The sequence below is a fragment of the Algibacter sp. AS12 genome (genome assembly GCF_046736315.1).
GTDB lineage: Bacteria > Bacteroidota > Bacteroidia > Flavobacteriales > Flavobacteriaceae > Algibacter_B > Algibacter_B amylolyticus.
In genome coordinates this window covers 4,379,060-4,396,885 of record NZ_CP151841.1, presented here as the reverse complement: position 1 = coordinate 4,396,885, position 17,826 = coordinate 4,379,060, and the positions used below count along the sequence as shown (strand labels likewise).

Sequence of the window (17,826 nt, the reverse complement as noted above, 5' to 3'; positions counted from 1 at the left end):
GTTTTATTTTTTGTGACTTTTTTTGTTAGATTTTTATGAAAAATAGCGTTTCATAACCCTTTTTTAAGGTGTGGCAAATATGTGAACAAAATTCTTAAAAAAAAAATGATTTTCTATTGAATTTTTAGAAATAATTCCTCATGTTTAAGCACTAGCCGAAGCTACAAAAAAATATTTAAATATGCTTATGAAATTCGATGAAATACAAATAAGAGTGAGGTACGGTGAAACCGACCAAATGGGTGTGGTTTATCACGGTAACTATGCATTATATCTTGAAATGGGGCGTATTGAGTGGTTAAGAAAACTTGGTATTTCTTACAAATCTATGGAGGAGAATGGTATTATGCTTCCTGTAGTTTCTTTAAATGTAAACTATAAAAAATCAGCGGGTTATGATGATGTAATTAATGTAAAAACTCAACTAAAAAACACACCCAATGTTAAGATTGAATTTGAGTATGAAATTACTAACGAAAAAGGTGAAATTTTAACAACAGCGAGTACTGTTTTAGTATTTGTGGATATGAAAACAGGGCGACCAACCAAAGCACCTCAATATTTTTTAGATTTATTGGAGAAATAGCTTATAGTTTTTTTATTTTAATCTCGTAGAGACGATCAAAAATGGCATGAATAGATTGGGCTTCACTTTTTCTAACCGAAATGGTGATATTGCAATCTAGCTCTAGTTTTTGCTTAATAATGTTTAAAGATTTTTCTTTTATAACACGCATTACGGTATTCATGTTTTTGTAATCGAACGTTATTAGGTAATCTATGTTTATTGTTTTTTCAATAATGTTAGAGGCATCAAGACTAAGTTGTGCGGCCGTTCTATAAGCACTAATTAATCCACCAACACCCAATTTAACACCGCCAAAATATCTTACTACTACTATTAATATGTTAGTTAGATTGTAAGATTGAATTTGTCCATAAATTGGCATACCTGCAGAGTTACTGGGTTCGCCATCGTCGTTTGCACGATAAGATATGGTTTCGGTACCTACCTGGTACGCATAACACCAATGTCTTGCCGAGTGGTGTTCTTTTTTTAAAGCTTCTAGGTGTCGTTTTATGTCCTCTTCTTGGGTTACAGGAAATGCATATCCAAAAAACTTACTGTTTTTATCTTTATGTAAAACAGGTTCTGTGGCTTTGGTTATGGTGTTATATGTGTCTTTTTCTATCAAATGTATTAAAACAAGTCTTTTTTAGTGGTAAATAGATTTTTAACATCTTCGGTTTCAGGGTTAATTAACCAGGTTTTTATATTTAAAGTATTTGCAGCTTCAATATTGTCCTTATTATCATCAATAAAAAGGCACTCTTCAGCTTTAAGGTTGTTTTCATTTAAAACAAAATTAAAAATGTCTTTATTTGGTTTTACTAAGTTTATTTCGTGAGATAGGTAGAAGGCGTCAAAACAGTTTTTAAATTCATTGTAAAATGAAACATTTATTTTAATAAAATCAATATGAAGTTCGTTGGTGTTACTCAATAAAATCAATTTATATTTTGAAGATTGCTTTAATTCCTTTAAAAAGGTTAATCGACTTTCAGGAAAATCTTTCAGCATAAAATTCCAAATATCAATAAGTTCTTGCTTTGATAGTTTTGGGAAATTTTGTGAATAAAAGTCGAGGAATTCTACTGTGGAAATTAATCCTTGCTCATAAAAACTATTAAAACCTAGCATTTCGTCTGATAGCGCTTCAATATTAAAAGCTTCTAAGGCATGTTTATGAGCGGCTTCTATATTTAAGTTAATAAATACATTACCAAAATCGAAAATTATAGTTTTAATCATTTATGTATATGTTAAGTCTGTCTGATTGTATTTTTTCTTCAGAAATTAATGTTCCTATTAGTCTAGGAGCTTTAATACCATCTAAAAAAGTGGTTGTTCCAATAAAAATTCTAGCTTCGTCCCATAAATTTTCGTCAATAAATGTTTGAAGCGTTTTAGCTCCACCTTCAATAATCACAGAATTTATTTCTATGTTGTAGAGTGCATTGCAAATTTGTAGCCCTATGTTTTTAGAGAAATCTATATTTTTTTTTGAAAACACAATGGTTTCGGTTTCAGCATTAAAAATGTTTAGCGTTTTAGCAAGCTTTTCATCTTTATCGATAACTAGTCGTGTTGGGTTTTTTCCTGTCCAATCTCTAACGTTTAAGGTTGGATTGTCTTGTAAAACTGTATTTGTGCCTACCAAAATAGCTTGTTCTTCTATACGCCATTTGTGTACAAGTTGTCTGGAAAAGCTATTGGTAATCCAAACGGGTTTTTGTTCGTTTTTTGTTATTGGAGCAATAAAACCATTGTTGGTTTCTGCCCATTTTAAAATAATATAAGGCCGTTTTTTATTGTGAAAGGTAAAAAATCGCTTGTGATGGGTTTTGCATTCCTTTTCTAAAACGCCTACAGTAACATGGCAACCGGCTTCCTTTAGTTTTTTAATACCTTTTCCAGCTACCTTTTCGTTATCATCTATACAGCCAATTACAATATTTGGTATGTTGTGCTTAATAATAAGGTCGCTACAAGGTGGTGTTTTTCCGTAATGCGAACAAGGTTCTAGTGTTACATAAATAGTTGCTTCTTTTAATACATCCTTATTTAAAACAGAATTTATGGCGTTTACTTCGGCATGATTACCGCCATACGCACTAGTATAGCCTTCTCCAATTATTTTGTTGTTATGCACAATTACGCTACCAACCATAGGATTTGGTCTGGTGTTTCCTAAGCCGTTTGTAGCAATTTCTAAACAGCGTTTTATGTGGGTTTCGTGAGTGTTCACTTTTATTTTTTGAATATTATATTTGTCTATGCTCAAAAATTTAATAATTCGTCTCCTAGCTTATCCATTTTGTATTGTCATGATTGTTTTTGGATACAAAATGAGTTTTGATACGCCAAATTACGATAATCCAATTTATTTTGGAAAAGCTAAAATTTATGGTGTTTTCCTTATTGGTATCGCTTTGCTTTACATAATATCAGACATTGCGTATCAAATTAAAAAGGTTTGTAATAAAAAAAGTTAAAATTTAATTTTTACATCTTCGGTTTTATCTACATTATAATAATGCGAAAACCCTAAAACTTTATATTTAATCTCGCCTTTATACTGCACTTTTACTTTTTTACTAAATAGGCTACCCAGCAATCCGCTTAAATTTTTATCGCTAAAAATACTATCGGTAGGTACTTTGGTTTTTAAAGGAATAGAGAACTCGTTTTTGGCAGGAACTTCAAAATTTTCTGTAGAAACTGTAGCCATTTCGTTATTGTTTATAAATACTTTTATTTCATCGGTTTGCAATTGGCCTCCAATATCATTAGGGTTAATAAATCTAGCTTCGGCCGTAACCGTAATGTATTTTGAAGTGGATTCTGAAATCTGAATATTTTCTAAACCTATAAATTGTGGTTTTTCATTAACCGAGCAATTCAAAAAGAGAAAACAGATTGTTGATAAGATTATTAGGTTTTTCATTCCGGTTTTTTTCGATTTAGCGTATCTTCACTTCTTTATAATTGACCCTTTAAAGTGAGTAAAGATAGTATAGTTATTCGAGAAATTGAACCTCAAGATAATCCAGAAATTGAAGCTGTTATAAGATCTTGTTTTCATGAGTTTAATATTCCTTTGGAAGGTACAGCATATACCGATCCTGAAACTTCGGAAATGTTTCAGTCCTATCAAAATAATAACGATGCTTATTTTGTAATTGAGCGCAATGGTAAGGTAGAAGGTGGTGGAGGTGTAAAACCATTATCGGCCTCGGATACTGATACTTGTGAAATTCAAAAGATGTATTTTTCTAAAAAGGTAAGAGGTCAAGGTTATGGACGCGCCTTGTTCGAAAAATGTATTGAAAAAGCAAAAGCCTTAGGTTACAAATCGTGTTATTTAGAATCTGCATCGCAACTTAAAGCCGCTATTCATATTTATGAGAGTTACGGTTTTAAGCATTTAGATGGCGCATTAGGGAATACAGGCCATTATTCTTCCGGTGTATGGATGATTAAGAATTTATGAAGTTAAAAGATATACAATACAGGTTTCATGAGGTTTTAGATGCCGATTATGGTAAAGAAGAAGTGGATAGTTTCTTTTTTATGCTTATCGACTTTTATTTTAATGTGTCTAGAGTTCAATTAGCCATGGATTCGGATTACCAGGTAAAGGATACAGAAAAGATATTAGAAGCCTTGCTATTGTTAAAAGAGCAAAAACCTGTTCAATATATTATTGGCGAAACAGAGTTTTATGGTTTAACTTTTAAGGTAAACGAAAGTGTTTTAATCCCAAGACCCGAAACCGAAGAGTTGGTAGAGTGTGTTATAAAACAAACCGATAATAATCCTGCTATAAACATTCTAGATATTGGCACCGGAAGTGGTTGTATTGCTATTTCTTTAGCCAAAAACCTAGAAAACGTTAAGGTTTATGCCTTGGATATTAGTGAGGGTGCTTTAGAAATGGCGAAACAAAACGCTAAGTTAAATGGGGTAGATGTTACTTTTTTTAAGGTCGATATTTTAAATGCAGATCGTATTCAAGATTTAAAATTTGATTTTATTGTATCCAATCCGCCTTATGTTCGCGAAAAGGAAAAACCGCAAATGAAACCAAATGTATTAGAGCACGAACCACATCTTGCATTATTTGTAGAAGACGAAAATCCTTTACTTTTTTATAAAGCGATAACAGATTTTGCAAAAGTAAATTTAAAAGAAAAAGGTAAGTTGTATTTTGAAATTAATGAGTTTTTAGGTCGAAGTATGATTACTTTATTAAACGATAACAATTTTAAGAATATAGAGTTAAAACAAGATATCTTTAAGAAAGATAGAATGATAAAAGGTGATAAAATTTAATGAATACAGTAGAGCAACACATCCAAAACCTTAGAAACGAATTAAGAATGCATAATTATAACTATTATGTTCTTGATAATGCAACTATTTCAGATTTCGATTTCGATATAAAGTTAAAAGAGCTTCAAAATTTAGAGGCTAAACACCCAGAGTTTTTCGATGCTAATTCGCCAACGCAACGTGTTGGTGGGGCTGTTACTAAAAATTTTGAAACTACAGTTCATGAGCATCGTATGTATTCTTTAGATAATTCATACTCTAAAGAAGACTTGCAAGATTGGGAAACACGTATTAAAAAATTAATAGATGGCGATATTCAATACACCTGCGAATTAAAATATGATGGCGCATCTATTAGCTTAACCTATAAAGATGGTAAACTTATTAAGGCTGTAACTCGTGGTGATGGTTTTCAAGGCGATAATGTAACGGCCAATATTAAAACGATTAAGTCGGTGCCATTGCAATTAAAAGGCGATTATCCACCAAAATTCGATATACGAGGAGAGATTGTGTTGCCTTTTGAAGGGTTTATTAAAATGAATGAGGAGCGCATTGAAATTGGTGAAGAGCCTTACAGAAACCCAAGGAATACGGCATCTGGAAGTTTAAAACTACAAGATAGTGCCGAAGTCGCTAAACGCCCTTTGGAATGTTTGTTATATAATTTAACAGGAACCAATTTAGGTGTTAATACGCAATTTGAAGGTTTGGATAAAGCCAGACAATGGGGTTTTAAAGTACCTGATGCTGCTAAATTAGTTAATTCTATTGATGGCGTTTTCGAGTTTATTGAATATTGGGATGTCCATCGTCATGATTTACCTTACGAGACAGATGGTGTAGTTATTAAAGTTAATAATTTACAACAGCAGGATGAGTTGGGGTATACAGCCAAAGCGCCTCGTTGGGCTATGGCATATAAATTTAAAGCCGAACGAGTTTCTACACGCCTAAATAGTATTACCTACCAAGTTGGTAGAACGGGTGCTATAACGCCGGTGGCTAATTTAGAACCTGTTGAGTTAGCAGGAACTACTGTTAAGCGAGCGTCTTTACATAATGCAGATCAAATTGCCAAATTAGATATTAGGGTTAATGATGAAGTGTATGTAGAGAAAGGTGGCGAAATTATACCAAAAATTTTGGGAGTAGATTTAACAAAACGTCCGGAAAACTCAGAACCTACAGTTTATATTAAAAGCTGTCCGGAATGCGAAACAGAATTAGTAAGGCAGGATGGCGAAGCGCAGCATTATTGCCCTAATTATAATGGGTGTAATCCTCAAATTATAGGTAGAATTCAGCATTTTATATCTAGAAAAGCTATGGATATTGATGGCTTAGGAGGTGAAACTGTAGCGCTTTTAGTTAACGAGGGGTTGATAAGTGACTATGCCGATTTATATAAATTAACAAAAGAGCAGGTTATACCCTTAGAGCGTATGGCTGAAAAAAGTGCCGATAATTTAATAAATGGTATTGCAGAATCTGTTAAAGTACCTTTTGAGCGAGTTCTTTTTGCGTTAGGAATACGTTACGTTGGCGAAACAGTAGCCAAAAAGTTAGCAAGACATTATAAGAATATTGATGCCATAATTAATGCGAATCAAGAAGCGTTAATTAATGTAGATGAAATAGGAATAAAAATAGCAGAAAGTGTTGTTGCTTTTTTTGATGCTCAAGAAAATATTGAAACCATTAATAGTTTAAGGGCATTTGGGCTTAAGTTTGAATTAACAGAAGAACAATTAAGCGGACAAACGGAGCTACTTAATGGAGATGTTATTGTGGTTACCGGTGTTTTTGAGTCTATTTCTAGAAATGAACTTAAAAAATGTATAGAGGATAATGGCGGTAAGGTTAGTAGTTCAATTTCTTCTAAAACAAGTTATATTGTTGCAGGAAGAAATATGGGGCCTAGTAAAAAAGAAAAAGCAGAAAAACTTAATATTCCCGTAATAAGTGAGTTAGAATTCCTACAAAAAATAAATTAATTTTTGCAGTAAACCGATAAAGAGTAGGTTTTATTCGATAAATTACATACATTTGTCTTGAAATTTTAATTCTCTCTCATGCTTAAGCCAAAATTTTTGGTTGGAATTGTTTTAATGTGTTATGTTTTATTTACTGTTTGTGAGTTTAACGGTAATGAAACTTTAGCACTCGATCTGCATTCGTTGTTGGTTCCTTTTATAACTATAGGGTATAGCTTTTATGTTTATCCTAAAGATAACTTGTTTTGGGCTTTTTTAATATGCTATTCGTTATCAGATTTGTTAACTATAATGATTGGGAAAATAACTTTTTCTTCGCTATTATTCGCAAATGATTTTGAATACTTCGTGGGGAATTCACTCTATATTTTAGCTTATATATTTCTAATTTTCAGAATAGTACGTTTAACCAATTTTGTGTATGTTTTTAAAAATTTAAAAATACATAGCATAGTTTTAGTTTTTTTAAATATTTATTTGTTTTATGCGCTTAATGGTTTTATTGAGCCAAATTTAATTTATCAAGCAGATTATTATTTTGAGTTTATCTATAATGTCATCATACTTACTTTGTTTTTTGTAGGTATGATAAATTTTTTCTGTCGAGATAATCGAAAATCCCTTTTTATATTCCTGGGGTCTTTAAGTATTGTTTTGGCTGAGATTATAGATATTGCTTATATCTATATAGATGACAGACATCTTCTTAATTTTCTGTCTACCACATTTATGTTATTAGCCTTTAATTTGTTTTACTATCAAACTTCACTGCCAAACGTTGATAATAAAGTTAATAATTTTATTTACTAAGTTTAGTTTCTATTCTTTTTTAAGTAAGGAATATCCCACTTGTATAAATAAAGTATTATAGATGCGAGTATAAAAGTAAGTACTGCAGTTCCAAATAGTAGTCCGCCATCATTTTTTATAGCAATACCAAGTACGGTTAAGTGCATTATAATTGCGCCTCCAATAATTCCAATGGTTAAGCTAGCTCCAAGCCAAACTGTTTTTGGTATAAGAATTAATATGCCAGAAATTAATTCTAAAACACCTATTCCTATTCTTCCAATGGGTTCTAAACCTACTGTTTTAAAAATATAAACACTGTCTGGGTGTGCCAAAAACTTAAAGCGTAGGGTTTGAATTAAAATGGCGGCAACTAGTATTCTTAAAATGAGTGGTATGTGTTTTTTCATGTTGTTTTGGTTATCAAATTGGTCTATTAAGGATTAGACGTATTTAACCAAAAATCATGACAGCATGTTAAACAATAATAGATGTTCCGTTAGCCGTTTTGTTTTTATCGGTATCAAAATAAAAGTCTATTCTACCTAAATTTATTCCGTAGCAGCCTACTTGATTTACAAGTGTATTTTTATTCTCAATATTTTTAACAATAGTTGGTTTTGGTAAGAATGTATGGGTGTGTCCGCCAATAATTAAATCGATGTCCTTTGTGGCTTTAGCAAGCGCTAAATCACATATTTTGTTAGGGGAGTTTTTGTAATTATAACCTAAGTGTGATAAACATATAATAAGGTCGCAAGCTTCATCTGCCTTTAAAATACGTGTCATTTCTTGGCTGCTTTCAATAGGATCCAAATATTTGGTTTCTTTAAACATATTTGGTGCTACCAAGCCTTCTAATTTTATACCTAAACCAAAAACACCTATTTTAATACCATCTTTTATAAAAATTTTATAAGGCTTAGTATGTGTATCCATTATCGTGTTAGAAAAGTCGTAATTAGCCGTTATAAATTGAAATTTAGCATGAGGTAATTGCGCATATAAACCATCAATACCGTTGTCAAAATCATGATTTCCTAGGGTAGCAGCATCATATTTTAACTTGCTCATGAGTTTAAATTCCAATTCGCCACCATAATAATTAAAGTAAGGGGTGCCTTGAAAAATATCACCAGCATCTAATAATAGCGTATTTGGGTTTTCATGTCGGATAGACTCTACCAAAGTGGCTCGTCTAGCAACACCGCCTTTATTGGCGTATTTAGCATCATTAGGACTAAAAGAGTCAATATGGCTATGTACATCGTTAGTATGTAAAATTGTAATTTTAGTAGACGCGCTTGTTCTCGAAAAAGATTGAAGTCCAAGACCTCCTAATGCCATTAGTGCTGTTCCTGCAGAGGTTTTCTGGATAAAATTTCTACGTTTCATGTCTTATTTTATTTGTGTAAAACGATTATCGATTACAGGATTAATAGTATCAAGTTTATTAAAATTATCAATTATGGCGTTTCTAATTTTATAATCTAATCTATATAAAGTGTCATTAGGTTTAAAAAAGTTCATATTGTCTCCACCGTTATATAAATAATCACTTGTGGCTACGTAATAGGTTTTATTGTTAGTAATCTCCTTTCCTTTTATTTTCGCTTCAACAACATTATAATTTTTATCTAAAGTTAGTTTTAGCTTTGAAATTGGGTGTGCTTTTTTCTGTGTAGCTAGATAATCAATTAAGCTATCAATTTGGGGTTTTTTAAGGGCTACTACTACAATACTGTTTTCAAAGGGCATAAGTTGAAAAGCGGTCCTTTTAGATACATTACCTTTATTTAGCAGACCTCTTATTCCTCCATGGTTTAGTAAAACCATGTCAATATCTTTTTGAGTTCTAGATTTAAAAATCGGGTTGGCTTCGCTATAAATAACATCGGCCATAAAGTTTCCTAGAGCACTGTTAAATTCGCCATCGTTTTTTGAGTAAGTACCAGCGGAATAAGCCAAAACACTGTCTAAATCCTTTTGAATATTAACTCTGTAGGGCTTTATAAATGATTCTATTTCCGGATCTGTAGTTATAGAATCGGAAATTGCTATTTGTGTCCCTTCAATTTTAGAAAGCCGTAATTTTCCCTGTTCGCAATTAAGAAAAACTAAAAAATATAACAAAAAAAAGAAATGTGTAAACCTCATTAGAAAACCTATAATTTGAATGTACTTTTGCTACCTTTGCGCAAAGTTATAAAGATAAATGATTTTAAAGGGTTTTAAAGAAAATTCTATTAAAAAGTACTTGAACAAATTGTTAGCTAACCGTGAGGTTATTGTTAATAATAGCGAGGTTGTAAGCCTAGGTATTATTATAAATGTTGATGAATTTGATGATTTTGAGGTCTTTAGAGAACTTGCTGATTACATTAAAATTAGACCAAACAGAATGAAGGTTATTGCCTTTTCTTCTGGTAAAAAAGAAAGTTTATTGTCTTGGGATGATTGTTATAATCCTAAGGATTTTGGATGGAAAGGAACAATTAAAAATGCAGAGTTACAAACTTTTTTAAATAAGGAGTTTGATGTATTGATTAGTTATTATGAAAAAGAAATTTTAGAATTAAAATTAATTACTGCCGAGTCTAAGGCAAAATTTAAAATAGGAATTTTACAAACAGACGAACGTTTAAATGATTTAATTATAAAAACCAATTTAAAACAATTCGATCTGTTTAAAGAAGAAGTGTTTAAATATTTAACCATTTTAAAAAAAATTAAATAGTAATGAATAATAAGTTTGTAGGAACGGGAGTTGCGTTAGTTACACCATTTAATTCAGATTTAAGTATAGATCACGAGTCCTTAGCCAATATTGTTAATTATAATATTGATAATGGTACAGATTATTTGGTAATTTGTGGCACAACAGCAGAGAGTGTTACACTAACAAAACAGGAGAAAAAGGATGTCATTGCAACTATTTCTAAAGCCACTAACGGTCGGTTACCGTTAGTGTTAGGTATTGGTGGTAATAATACAATGGGAGTTATAGAGGAAATTAACTCTACAGATTTAAGTGGAATTGATGCTATATTATCTGTTTCACCATATTACAGTAAACCAACACAAGAGGGGATTTATCAGCATTTTAAGGCCATTGCTACGGCATGTCCAATTGATATCATCCTATATAATGTTCCTGGTCGAACTTCAAAAAACATGGAAGTTGATACAACTTTGCGTTTAGCCAACGATTTTAAAAATATTGTTGGAGTTAAAGAAGCAGGAAATAATATGGCACAATATTACGAGCTTATTAAAAATAAGCCTGAAGGCTTTTTAGTGATTTCTGGTGACGACGACTTAGTTTTAAGCGTTACTTTAGCTGGTGGAGCAGGTGTTATATCGGTTATAGGTCAAGCTTATCCAAAAGAGTTTTCAGAAATGATTCGTTTAGGATTAAAAGGCGAGGCTAAAGCAGCTTTTGCTTTGCACTATAGACTAATGGATGTTATTGGCTATATTTTTGAAGAAAATAATCCTGCTGGAATTAAAGCGGTTTTTGAAACTTTAAATTTGTGTAGAGACACGGTAAGGTTGCCAATAGTCCCTGCATCTAATGCTCTAAAAACAAAAATTCAAGATTTTGTAAAATCATTTTAGTGTGTTAAATATTACTTAAACCTTATAATTACTGTGTTTTAGCTGTTATTTTAGCGCTTAAATATTATTTTTAAAATCCATATAAATAGCGTATTTTTGCGTGCTGTATTAAAAATCTATGAACAAATTTTTTTACATATTAGTATTTCTTACTGTTTTAAGCAGTTGTAGTGAGTATCAAAAGGTGTTAAAAGCCGATGGAGAAGGAGCTATAGCTACAAAATTTAAAATGGGAGAGGAGTTTTATAACGAAGGTAAATTTGCAAAAGCCAATAAGCTTTTTGCTCAAATTGTACCAAGTTACAGAGGTAAACCACAAGCGGAGAAGCTCATGTATTTGTACTCTAACTCATTTTATCAAATGGGAGATTACTACGTAGCAGGTTATCAGTTTGAGCGTTTTGCTTCAAGTTACCCTAAAAGCGAAAAAGTAGCAGAAGCAGCTTTTTTAAGTGCTAAAAGTGCTTATATGTTATCTCCAGTTTTTAGTAAGGATCAAACAGAAACTAAAGAAGCTATTGAAAAGCTTCAAGAGTTTATCAACGTATATCCAGAATCTAATCATGTCTCAGAAGCAAGTACTTTGGTGCAAGAGTTGGATTTTAAATTAGAAAAGAAAGCTTTCGAAATAGCAAAGCAATTCAATCAAATTTCAGATTATCCAGCATCGGTAAGATCGTTTGATAATTTTATTTTTGATTTTCCAGGTTCTAAATTACGTGAAGAGGCTTTATATTACAGACTAGATTCGGCTTATAAATTAGCGGTAAATAGTGTAGAAGTTAAAAGAACGCTTCAATCTGGTTTAGTTTACTTGAAAAAGAAACGTTTAGAAGATGCCAAGGAATATTCGGAAGCCTTTATAAAATCATTTTCAGATTCTAAGTACACAGAAGATGTGAATAATATGATTACAGAAATAAACGAAGAGTTAAAAAATTACAGCGCAAAAAGTTAAATTATAAAATAATGGATTTAAAAAAAACCAATGCTCCAGTTAATACGGTAACGTATGATAGAAATCAAATTGATGAGCCAACAGAGAATATCTACGAATCAATTTCTATCATAGCAAGACGTGCCGAACAAATTAACACTGAGATTAAAAAAGAACTTATTGATAAGTTAGAAGAGTTTGCTACTTACAATGATAGTCTTGAAGAGATCTTTGAAAATAAAGAGCAAATAGAGGTTTCTAAATTTTACGAAAAATTACCTAAACCTCATGCGTTAGCTGTTCAAGAATGGTTAACTGATAAAATTTATTTTAGAAATACTGACCAAGATAGTCAAGAATAATTTCTAAATTTAAACACCATTAAATAAACTCCAAAACCGTTTTACCAAATGGTCTTGGAGTTTGTTTGCTTATTAAAGAAAGTTGCTATGAGTATATTAAGCGGAAAAAACATATTATTAGGTATAACTGGTGGTATTGCTGCTTATAAAACGGCTTCGCTTGTTCGTTTGTTTATAAAATCTGGTGCCAACGTAAAAGTTGTAATGACGCCATCTGCAAAAGATTTTATTACGCCGTTAACTTTATCTACACTTTCTAAAAACCCTGTGCATTCCACCTTTACTAATGAAGACGATGATAATGCCATTTGGAATAATCATGTAGATTTAGGGTTATGGGCAGATCTATTTATAATAGCTCCTGCCACGGCAAATACCTTAGCTAAAATGGTAAATGGAAACAGCGATAACTTATTGTTGGCAACCTATTTATCGGCTAAATGTCCTGTTTATTTTGCTCCAGCAATGGATTTGGACATGTATAAGCACCCATCAACTCTAGAGTCTTTTAAAAAGCTAAAAAGTTTTAATAATATCATGATTCCTGCAGGAAGTGGAGAATTAGCTAGTGGTTTAGTTGGCGAAGGCCGTATGGCAGAACCCGAAGATATTGTTACGTTTCTAGAGCAAGATGTTTTAGGTAAATTACCGCTTCGTGGTAAAAAGGTTTTAATTACTGCTGGTCCAACTTACGAGGCCATCGATCCTGTACGTTTTATAGGTAATCATTCTAGTGGTAAAATGGGATTCGAAATTGCTAAAGCTGCAGCCAACTTAGGCGCAGAAGTTATATTGGTTTCTGGTCCAACAAATCAAAAAACATCACATTCTAGTATTAAAGTTTGTCCTGTGGTTAGCGCAGGAGATATGTATAATGAAGTACACAAGCATTTTGATGCCTCTCATATTGCTATACTTTCAGCAGCAGTAGCAGATTTTACTCCTAAAGAAGTTGCTAGTCAGAAAATAAAAAAGAAGTCCGATACGTTAACGTTACAGCTAGAAAAGACTAAAGATATTTTGGCATCCTTAGGCGCAATTAAAAAAGAACAATTTTTAGTTGGTTTTGCTTTAGAGACAAACAATGAGCTTGAAAATGCAAAAGGAAAATTAAAAAGAAAGAATTTAAATTTAATTGTATTAAATTCGTTAAATGACAAAGGTGCTGGTTTTAAAACAGATACCAATAAAGTAACTTTTATTGATGATAAGGATAATATCTTAGAGTTTCAGTTAAAGTCTAAAACAGAAGTTGCTTCAGATTTATTAAATAAAATTATATCAGAAATTGATGCGTAATATTCTACTTGTATTAATAATTTGCTTCGGAATTAAAGGGTTTGCTCAAGAGTTAAACTGTAGTGTTGTTGTAAATGCAGAACAAACAGGTAACGAAAACTTTCCCATTTTTAAAACTCTAGAAAAGCAACTTACCGAGTTTGTTAATAATACCAAATGGACTAAAAAAACTTTTAAAGATCAAGAGCGTATAAACTGTAACTTGTTTTTAAACATAACAAATTATAGTGGCGAGTCTTTTCAAGGTACATTGCAGGTGCAGTCTTCACGACCAGTTTATGGCTCATCTTACAGTACACCTGTTTATAATTTTAACGATAAAGATTTTAATTTTAGATACCTTGAATTTCAAAATTTAATCTATAACCCAACACAGTTTGAGTCTAATTTAATTTCTGTTTTAGCGTTTCATATTAATATGGTTTTAGGCTTAGATGCCGATTCGTTTTCAGATAAGGGTGGCGATGAATACTTTAAGCAAGCACAAGTAATTACCAACTATTCACAACAAGGTAATTTTAAAGGTTGGAAGTTAGAAGATGGTTTACAAAGTCGATTTGCATTAATAGATAATATCTTATCGCCAACATTTAAAGAGTTTAGACAGGTAATGTATAATTACCACCGAAACGGATTAGATGTTATGAGTACTAATGTAAAAGAAGGGAAAAGTGAAATTGCTTCGGCCTTACAGTCTTTTAAGGAAATGAATAGTCGTAGACCTAATTCTTTTTTACTACGTACATTTTTTGATGCAAAAGCCGAGGAAATCCAACAAATATTTTCAGACGGACCACAAGTTGATATTGTTGCTTTAAATGAAACACTACAAAAAGTAGCGCCAATGCACAGCAGTAAATGGCAAAATATTAAGTTGTAATTATAAGATTCAAGATACACTACTTGGTTAATTAAACCATTATCTTAACACAAAATACTTCATACCTATAGCGAAATATGTTAACTCAACTTTCAATAAAAAATTACGCTTTAATTGATAAACTTCATGTCGATTTTAACGATGGGTTTTCAATAATTACAGGAGAAACTGGTGCAGGTAAATCTATTTTACTTGGCGGATTATCTTTAATTTTAGGTAAGCGAGCAGATTTAAGTAGCTTAAAAGATGCATCACAAAAATGTGTAATCGAAGCCGTTTTTAATATTTCTAATTATAAGCTAAAAGCACTTTTTAAGGCAGAAGATTTTGATTATGAAGAGCAAACCATAATCCGAAGAGAAATTTTACCTTCTGGTAAATCAAGAGCTTTTGTTAACGACTCACCTGTAAATTTGTCTAGTCTGCAAGCTTTGGGAGCACGATTAATTGATGTGCATTCGCAACACCAAACACTGCAATTAACAAGTAACGATTTTCAGTTTCAAGTTATCGATGCCTTGGCTAATAACGACAGTGCTTTATTAAATTATAAAACCGAACTTAAGGTATATAAAACACTTCAAAAAGAATTAGAAGAACTTAAAGTGTTTCAAGCAGAAGCCATTAAGGAACACGACTATAATATGTTTTTGCTAAACGAATTAGTGGAAGCTAATTTAGTTGAAGTTGAAGAGCAAAGTCTTGAAGAAGAGTACGAAACCTTAAACAACATAGAGGGTATAAAAGAAAAACTTGCCGAGGCAGACCATCTTTTAAGTGAAGACGAAGTAGGTGTTATAACAGCGCTTACAACCTTAAAAAATGTGTTTCAAAAATTGGCTACATATTCCTCTAAATACGAGGAGTTGTACAATCGTGCAACCAGTAGCTTAATTGAAATGGACGATTTGTATAGCGAGGTTAACGACCATCAAGAAAATATCGATGCAGATCCAAATAGGCTAGAGGTAGTCGATGCTAAGCTTAAAATGCTTCATAGTTTAAAGCAAAAGCATGTAGCATCAAACGTTTCAGAATTAATAGAAATTAAAAATCAGCTAGAAGAAAAAGTTTCGGTAACCGAAAATTTAGATGCTAATATTTTAAAGAAATCCGAAGAAATCACAGCGCAAGAAAGTCAATTAAATACTATTGCTAAAGGCATTCACGACAGGCGTTTAAAGGTTATTCCGGAGTTAAAAAAGCAGTTAGAAACTATTTTGGCAGATTTAGGAATGCCAAATGCACAGTTTAAAATAGAGGCACAGTTTGGTAAAACTTTTTTTGCAAACGGAAAAGACGAGTTATCATTCCTGTTTTCAGCAAATAAAGGCGGTAGTTTTAACGAGCTTAAAAAAGCAGCCTCTGGTGGCGAGCTTTCTAGAATCATGCTAGCCATAAAATCGGTTTTAGCCAAATACATTCAGTTGCCAACCATTATGTTCGATGAAATTGACACGGGTGTATCCGGCGAAATATCAAACAAAATGGGCGATATCATGTTGCAAATGAGTAAAAGGATGCAGGTCTTTTCTATTACACATTTACCACAAGTGGCCGCCAAAGGACACTCTCACTTTAAAGTGTATAAAGAAGATGTGGACGATGTAACGCAAACCAATTTAGTAAAGCTAAATCACGACGAGCGTATTGTAGAAATAGCGCAAATGTTGGGTGGTACAGAAATGTCATCATCTGCAATAGCTCATGCCAAAGAATTACTCAATTAATTAGTATATTTGACACCTAAAAACAAATTATAAAATCAACTTACAAACCAATACATATGTATAACTTATTAAAAGGTAAACGAGGAATTATTTTTGGAGCTTTAGATGAAAACTCAATCGCTTGGAAAACTGCCGAACGTGTTCATGAAGAAGGAGGCACATTTGTTTTAACAAACGCCCCGGTTGCCATGAGAATGGGACAAATAAATGAGTTAGCCGAAAAAACAGGTTCTCAAATTATTCCTGCCGATGCAACTTCAGAAGAAGATTTAAAAAACCTTGTAGACCAATCTATGGAAATTCTTGGTGGAAAAATCGATTTCGTTTTACATTCAATCGGTATGTCTATAAACGTGCGTAAAGGAAAACATTATACAGACCAAAACTATGCATGGACACAAAAAGGAACAGACGTTTCTGCAATGTCTTTTCATAAAGTTATGCAAACGCTTTACAAAGCAGATGCTATGAACGAGTGGGGAAGTATCGTGGCCTTAACCTATATGGCAGCGCAACGTGTTTTTCCAGATTATAACGATATGGCCGATAATAAAGCATATCTAGAAAGTGTAGCACGTAGTTTCGGTTACTTCTTTGGTAGAGACAAAAAAGTACGTGTAAACACCATTTCGCAATCGCCAACACCAACAACAGCAGGTAGTGGAGTAAAAGGATTCGATGGGTTTATTGCCTACGCTGATAAAATGTCGCCACTTGGTAATGCAACCGCTCTAGATTGTGCAAACTACACCATATCAATGTTTAGCGATTTAACAAAACGTGTAACATTACAAAACTTATTTCACGATGGAGGCTTTAGCAACATGGGAGTAAGCGACGCTGTAATGAGTGCTTTTGTAGATGCCGAAGACAAAAAATAGAAAACAATAATTTATAAAAAAAAAGCGCATCCTAATTACGGTGCTCTTTTTTTTTGCTTAAAAAATAAGGGCGCTACCTCAAGGGTCGGGCTTTCCGCTATATCTTTTTTTGCCATTTATAGCAGCAAAAAAAGGATGTCGCTACAATCCCTAGCGCGGGAGTATTTGCTAACAAAGAGCAAACCGTTTTAGTTGTTGTTTACTTTTGCTAACGTAAGCATTTTGCATGTGCCGTCAAACAAACTAAACTTATATTCTAAACCGTTCTATTAACTGTTTGTGTTCGATTTACTTGACTAAAACCGTCAATAGCAAGACACTCGCAATAGCATAGTTGCAGTCTTCTCTTAATTCTAATTACAAAGCGGACTTTATTCCTAAATTACCTTTATAATTTATATCAATATTTAAAACACAGGTAAACAGGATTAATTAC

The 17,826-nt window shown here is 32.4% G+C and carries 19 protein-coding genes; 12 read left to right on the top strand and 7 right to left on the bottom strand.

The window, feature by feature from the left end:
* Positions 1 to 187 precede the first annotated feature (187 nt).
* The gene (locus AAFN75_RS18075; protein ID WP_144116295.1) at positions 188 to 586 is read left to right on the top strand and encodes an acyl-CoA thioesterase; all 399 of its coding nucleotides are present in this window, start codon (positions 188 to 190) and stop codon (positions 584 to 586) included.
* Between the two features lies 1 nt (position 587).
* Here the strand turns inward: AAFN75_RS18075 and AAFN75_RS18070 are convergent, their stop codons facing one another.
* From AAFN75_RS18070 to AAFN75_RS18055, 4 genes are all read right to left on the bottom strand, one after another.
* On the bottom strand, positions 588 to 1,196 hold the full coding sequence (locus AAFN75_RS18070) for an IMPACT family protein (RefSeq protein ID WP_411807674.1): 609 nt from the start codon (positions 1,194 to 1,196) through the stop codon (positions 588 to 590).
* Positions 1,197 to 1,201: 5 nt separating this feature from the next.
* Positions 1,202 to 1,813, bottom strand: a complete 612-nt coding sequence (locus tag AAFN75_RS18065; RefSeq protein ID WP_411807673.1) for an HAD family hydrolase — start codon at positions 1,811 to 1,813, stop codon at positions 1,202 to 1,204.
* Positions 1,806 to 2,810 carry a bifunctional diaminohydroxyphosphoribosylaminopyrimidine deaminase/5-amino-6-(5-phosphoribosylamino)uracil reductase RibD gene (ribD, locus tag AAFN75_RS18060; protein WP_411809299.1) on the bottom strand — a complete coding sequence of 335 codons (1,005 nt, stop codon included), beginning with the start codon at positions 2,808 to 2,810 and terminating at the stop codon, positions 1,806 to 1,808. The genes AAFN75_RS18065 and ribD overlap by 8 nt, the downstream gene beginning before the upstream one ends.
* Positions 2,811 to 3,053: 243 nt before the next feature.
* Positions 3,054 to 3,509 carry an LEA type 2 family protein gene (locus tag AAFN75_RS18055; protein ID WP_411807672.1) on the bottom strand — a complete coding sequence of 152 codons (456 nt, stop codon included), beginning with the start codon at positions 3,507 to 3,509 and terminating at the stop codon, positions 3,054 to 3,056.
* A gap of 54 nt (positions 3,510 to 3,563) precedes the next feature.
* On the opposite strand from AAFN75_RS18055, the gene AAFN75_RS18050 reads away from it, so the two are divergent.
* Genes AAFN75_RS18050 through ligA form a run of 3 tightly spaced genes read left to right on the top strand, consistent with a single transcriptional unit; the run spans position 3,564 to position 6,894 of the window.
* The gene (locus AAFN75_RS18050; protein ID WP_411807671.1) at positions 3,564 to 4,055 is read left to right on the top strand and encodes a GNAT family N-acetyltransferase; all 492 of its coding nucleotides are present in this window, start codon (positions 3,564 to 3,566) and stop codon (positions 4,053 to 4,055) included.
* A complete protein-coding gene (prmC, locus tag AAFN75_RS18045) occupies positions 4,052 to 4,897 on the top strand; it encodes a peptide chain release factor N(5)-glutamine methyltransferase (RefSeq protein ID WP_411807670.1) in 846 nt (281 codons plus the stop codon). The genes AAFN75_RS18050 and prmC overlap by 4 nt, the downstream gene beginning before the upstream one ends.
* Positions 4,897 to 6,894, top strand: a complete 1,998-nt coding sequence (ligA, locus tag AAFN75_RS18040; protein WP_411807669.1) for an NAD-dependent DNA ligase LigA — start codon at positions 4,897 to 4,899, stop codon at positions 6,892 to 6,894. The genes prmC and ligA overlap by 1 nt, the downstream gene beginning before the upstream one ends.
* Positions 6,895 to 7,706: 812 nt before the next feature.
* Here ligA and AAFN75_RS18035 read toward each other — a convergent pair.
* The 3 genes from AAFN75_RS18035 to AAFN75_RS18025 all read right to left on the bottom strand — a co-directional run bounded on the left by AAFN75_RS18035 (position 7,707) and on the right by AAFN75_RS18025 (position 9,816).
* A complete protein-coding gene (locus AAFN75_RS18035) occupies positions 7,707 to 8,093 on the bottom strand; it encodes a DoxX family protein (RefSeq protein ID WP_411807668.1) in 387 nt (128 codons plus the stop codon).
* Positions 8,094 to 8,160: 67 nt separating this feature from the next.
* Positions 8,161 to 9,078, bottom strand: a complete 918-nt coding sequence (locus AAFN75_RS18030) for a bifunctional metallophosphatase/5'-nucleotidase (protein WP_411807667.1) — start codon at positions 9,076 to 9,078, stop codon at positions 8,161 to 8,163.
* 3 nt (positions 9,079 to 9,081) lie between these two features.
* Positions 9,082 to 9,816: a 5'-nucleotidase C-terminal domain-containing protein gene (locus tag AAFN75_RS18025; protein WP_411807666.1), complete on the bottom strand. Its 735-nt coding sequence runs from the start codon at positions 9,814 to 9,816 to the stop codon at positions 9,082 to 9,084.
* Between the two features lie 82 nt (positions 9,817 to 9,898).
* On the opposite strand from AAFN75_RS18025, the gene AAFN75_RS18020 reads away from it, so the two are divergent.
* The 8 genes from AAFN75_RS18020 (at position 9,899) to AAFN75_RS17985 (ending at position 17,390) form a co-directional block, all read left to right on the top strand.
* Complete coding sequence (locus AAFN75_RS18020) at positions 9,899 to 10,420, top strand: DUF6913 domain-containing protein (RefSeq protein ID WP_411807665.1); 522 nt, start codon at positions 9,899 to 9,901, stop codon at positions 10,418 to 10,420.
* 2 nt (positions 10,421 to 10,422) lie between these two features.
* Entirely contained in the window at positions 10,423 to 11,301 is an 879-nt protein-coding gene (gene dapA, locus AAFN75_RS18015) for a 4-hydroxy-tetrahydrodipicolinate synthase (protein ID WP_411807664.1), read from the top strand.
* A 118-nt stretch (positions 11,302 to 11,419) separates the two neighbouring features.
* Positions 11,420 to 12,259 carry an outer membrane protein assembly factor BamD gene (locus AAFN75_RS18010; protein WP_411807663.1) on the top strand — a complete coding sequence of 280 codons (840 nt, stop codon included), beginning with the start codon at positions 11,420 to 11,422 and terminating at the stop codon, positions 12,257 to 12,259.
* Between the two features lie 11 nt (positions 12,260 to 12,270).
* The gene (locus AAFN75_RS18005; RefSeq protein ID WP_172625860.1) at positions 12,271 to 12,600 is read left to right on the top strand and encodes a DNA-directed RNA polymerase subunit omega; all 330 of its coding nucleotides are present in this window, start codon (positions 12,271 to 12,273) and stop codon (positions 12,598 to 12,600) included.
* Between the two features lie 87 nt (positions 12,601 to 12,687).
* Positions 12,688 to 13,899: a bifunctional phosphopantothenoylcysteine decarboxylase/phosphopantothenate--cysteine ligase CoaBC gene (gene coaBC / locus AAFN75_RS18000; RefSeq protein WP_411807662.1), complete on the top strand. Its 1,212-nt coding sequence runs from the start codon at positions 12,688 to 12,690 to the stop codon at positions 13,897 to 13,899.
* On the top strand, positions 13,892 to 14,779 hold the full coding sequence (locus tag AAFN75_RS17995; RefSeq protein WP_144116278.1) for a DUF4835 family protein: 888 nt from the start codon (positions 13,892 to 13,894) through the stop codon (positions 14,777 to 14,779). The genes coaBC and AAFN75_RS17995 overlap by 8 nt, the downstream gene beginning before the upstream one ends.
* 77 nt (positions 14,780 to 14,856) lie before the next feature.
* Positions 14,857 to 16,509, top strand: a complete 1,653-nt coding sequence (recN, locus tag AAFN75_RS17990) for a DNA repair protein RecN (RefSeq protein ID WP_411807661.1) — start codon at positions 14,857 to 14,859, stop codon at positions 16,507 to 16,509.
* A 56-nt stretch (positions 16,510 to 16,565) separates the two neighbouring features.
* Positions 16,566 to 17,390, top strand: coding sequence for an enoyl-ACP reductase (locus AAFN75_RS17985; RefSeq protein WP_411807660.1), 825 nt, complete (start codon positions 16,566 to 16,568; stop codon positions 17,388 to 17,390).
* Positions 17,391 to 17,826: the final 436 nt, after the last annotated feature.

What these genes read in the sequence shown, in the direction of transcription:
- AAFN75_RS18075 (WP_144116295.1), top strand. Translation starts at nt 188, where the DNA reads ATGAAATTCGATGAAATACAAATAAGAGTGAGGTACGGTGAAACCGAC.
- AAFN75_RS18065 (WP_411807673.1), bottom strand. Translation starts at nt 1,813, where the DNA reads ATGATTAAAACTATAATTTTCGATTTTGGTAATGTATTTATTAACTTA.
- AAFN75_RS18055 (WP_411807672.1), bottom strand. Translation starts at nt 3,509, where the DNA reads ATGAAAAACCTAATAATCTTATCAACAATCTGTTTTCTCTTTTTGAAT.
- prmC (WP_411807670.1), top strand. Translation starts at nt 4,052, where the DNA reads ATGAAGTTAAAAGATATACAATACAGGTTTCATGAGGTTTTAGATGCC.
- ligA (WP_411807669.1), top strand. Translation starts at nt 4,897, where the DNA reads ATGAATACAGTAGAGCAACACATCCAAAACCTTAGAAACGAATTAAGA.
- AAFN75_RS18035 (WP_411807668.1), bottom strand. Translation starts at nt 8,093, where the DNA reads ATGAAAAAACACATACCACTCATTTTAAGAATACTAGTTGCCGCCATT.
- AAFN75_RS18030 (WP_411807667.1), bottom strand. Translation starts at nt 9,078, where the DNA reads ATGAAACGTAGAAATTTTATCCAGAAAACCTCTGCAGGAACAGCACTA.
- AAFN75_RS18020 (WP_411807665.1), top strand. Translation starts at nt 9,899, where the DNA reads ATGATTTTAAAGGGTTTTAAAGAAAATTCTATTAAAAAGTACTTGAAC.
- dapA (WP_411807664.1), top strand. Translation starts at nt 10,423, where the DNA reads ATGAATAATAAGTTTGTAGGAACGGGAGTTGCGTTAGTTACACCATTT.
- AAFN75_RS18010 (WP_411807663.1), top strand. Translation starts at nt 11,420, where the DNA reads ATGAACAAATTTTTTTACATATTAGTATTTCTTACTGTTTTAAGCAGT.
- AAFN75_RS18005 (WP_172625860.1), top strand. Translation starts at nt 12,271, where the DNA reads ATGGATTTAAAAAAAACCAATGCTCCAGTTAATACGGTAACGTATGAT.
- coaBC (WP_411807662.1), top strand. Translation starts at nt 12,688, where the DNA reads ATGAGTATATTAAGCGGAAAAAACATATTATTAGGTATAACTGGTGGT.
- AAFN75_RS17995 (WP_144116278.1), top strand. Translation starts at nt 13,892, where the DNA reads ATGCGTAATATTCTACTTGTATTAATAATTTGCTTCGGAATTAAAGGG.
- recN (WP_411807661.1), top strand. Translation starts at nt 14,857, where the DNA reads ATGTTAACTCAACTTTCAATAAAAAATTACGCTTTAATTGATAAACTT.
- AAFN75_RS17985 (WP_411807660.1), top strand. Translation starts at nt 16,566, where the DNA reads ATGTATAACTTATTAAAAGGTAAACGAGGAATTATTTTTGGAGCTTTA.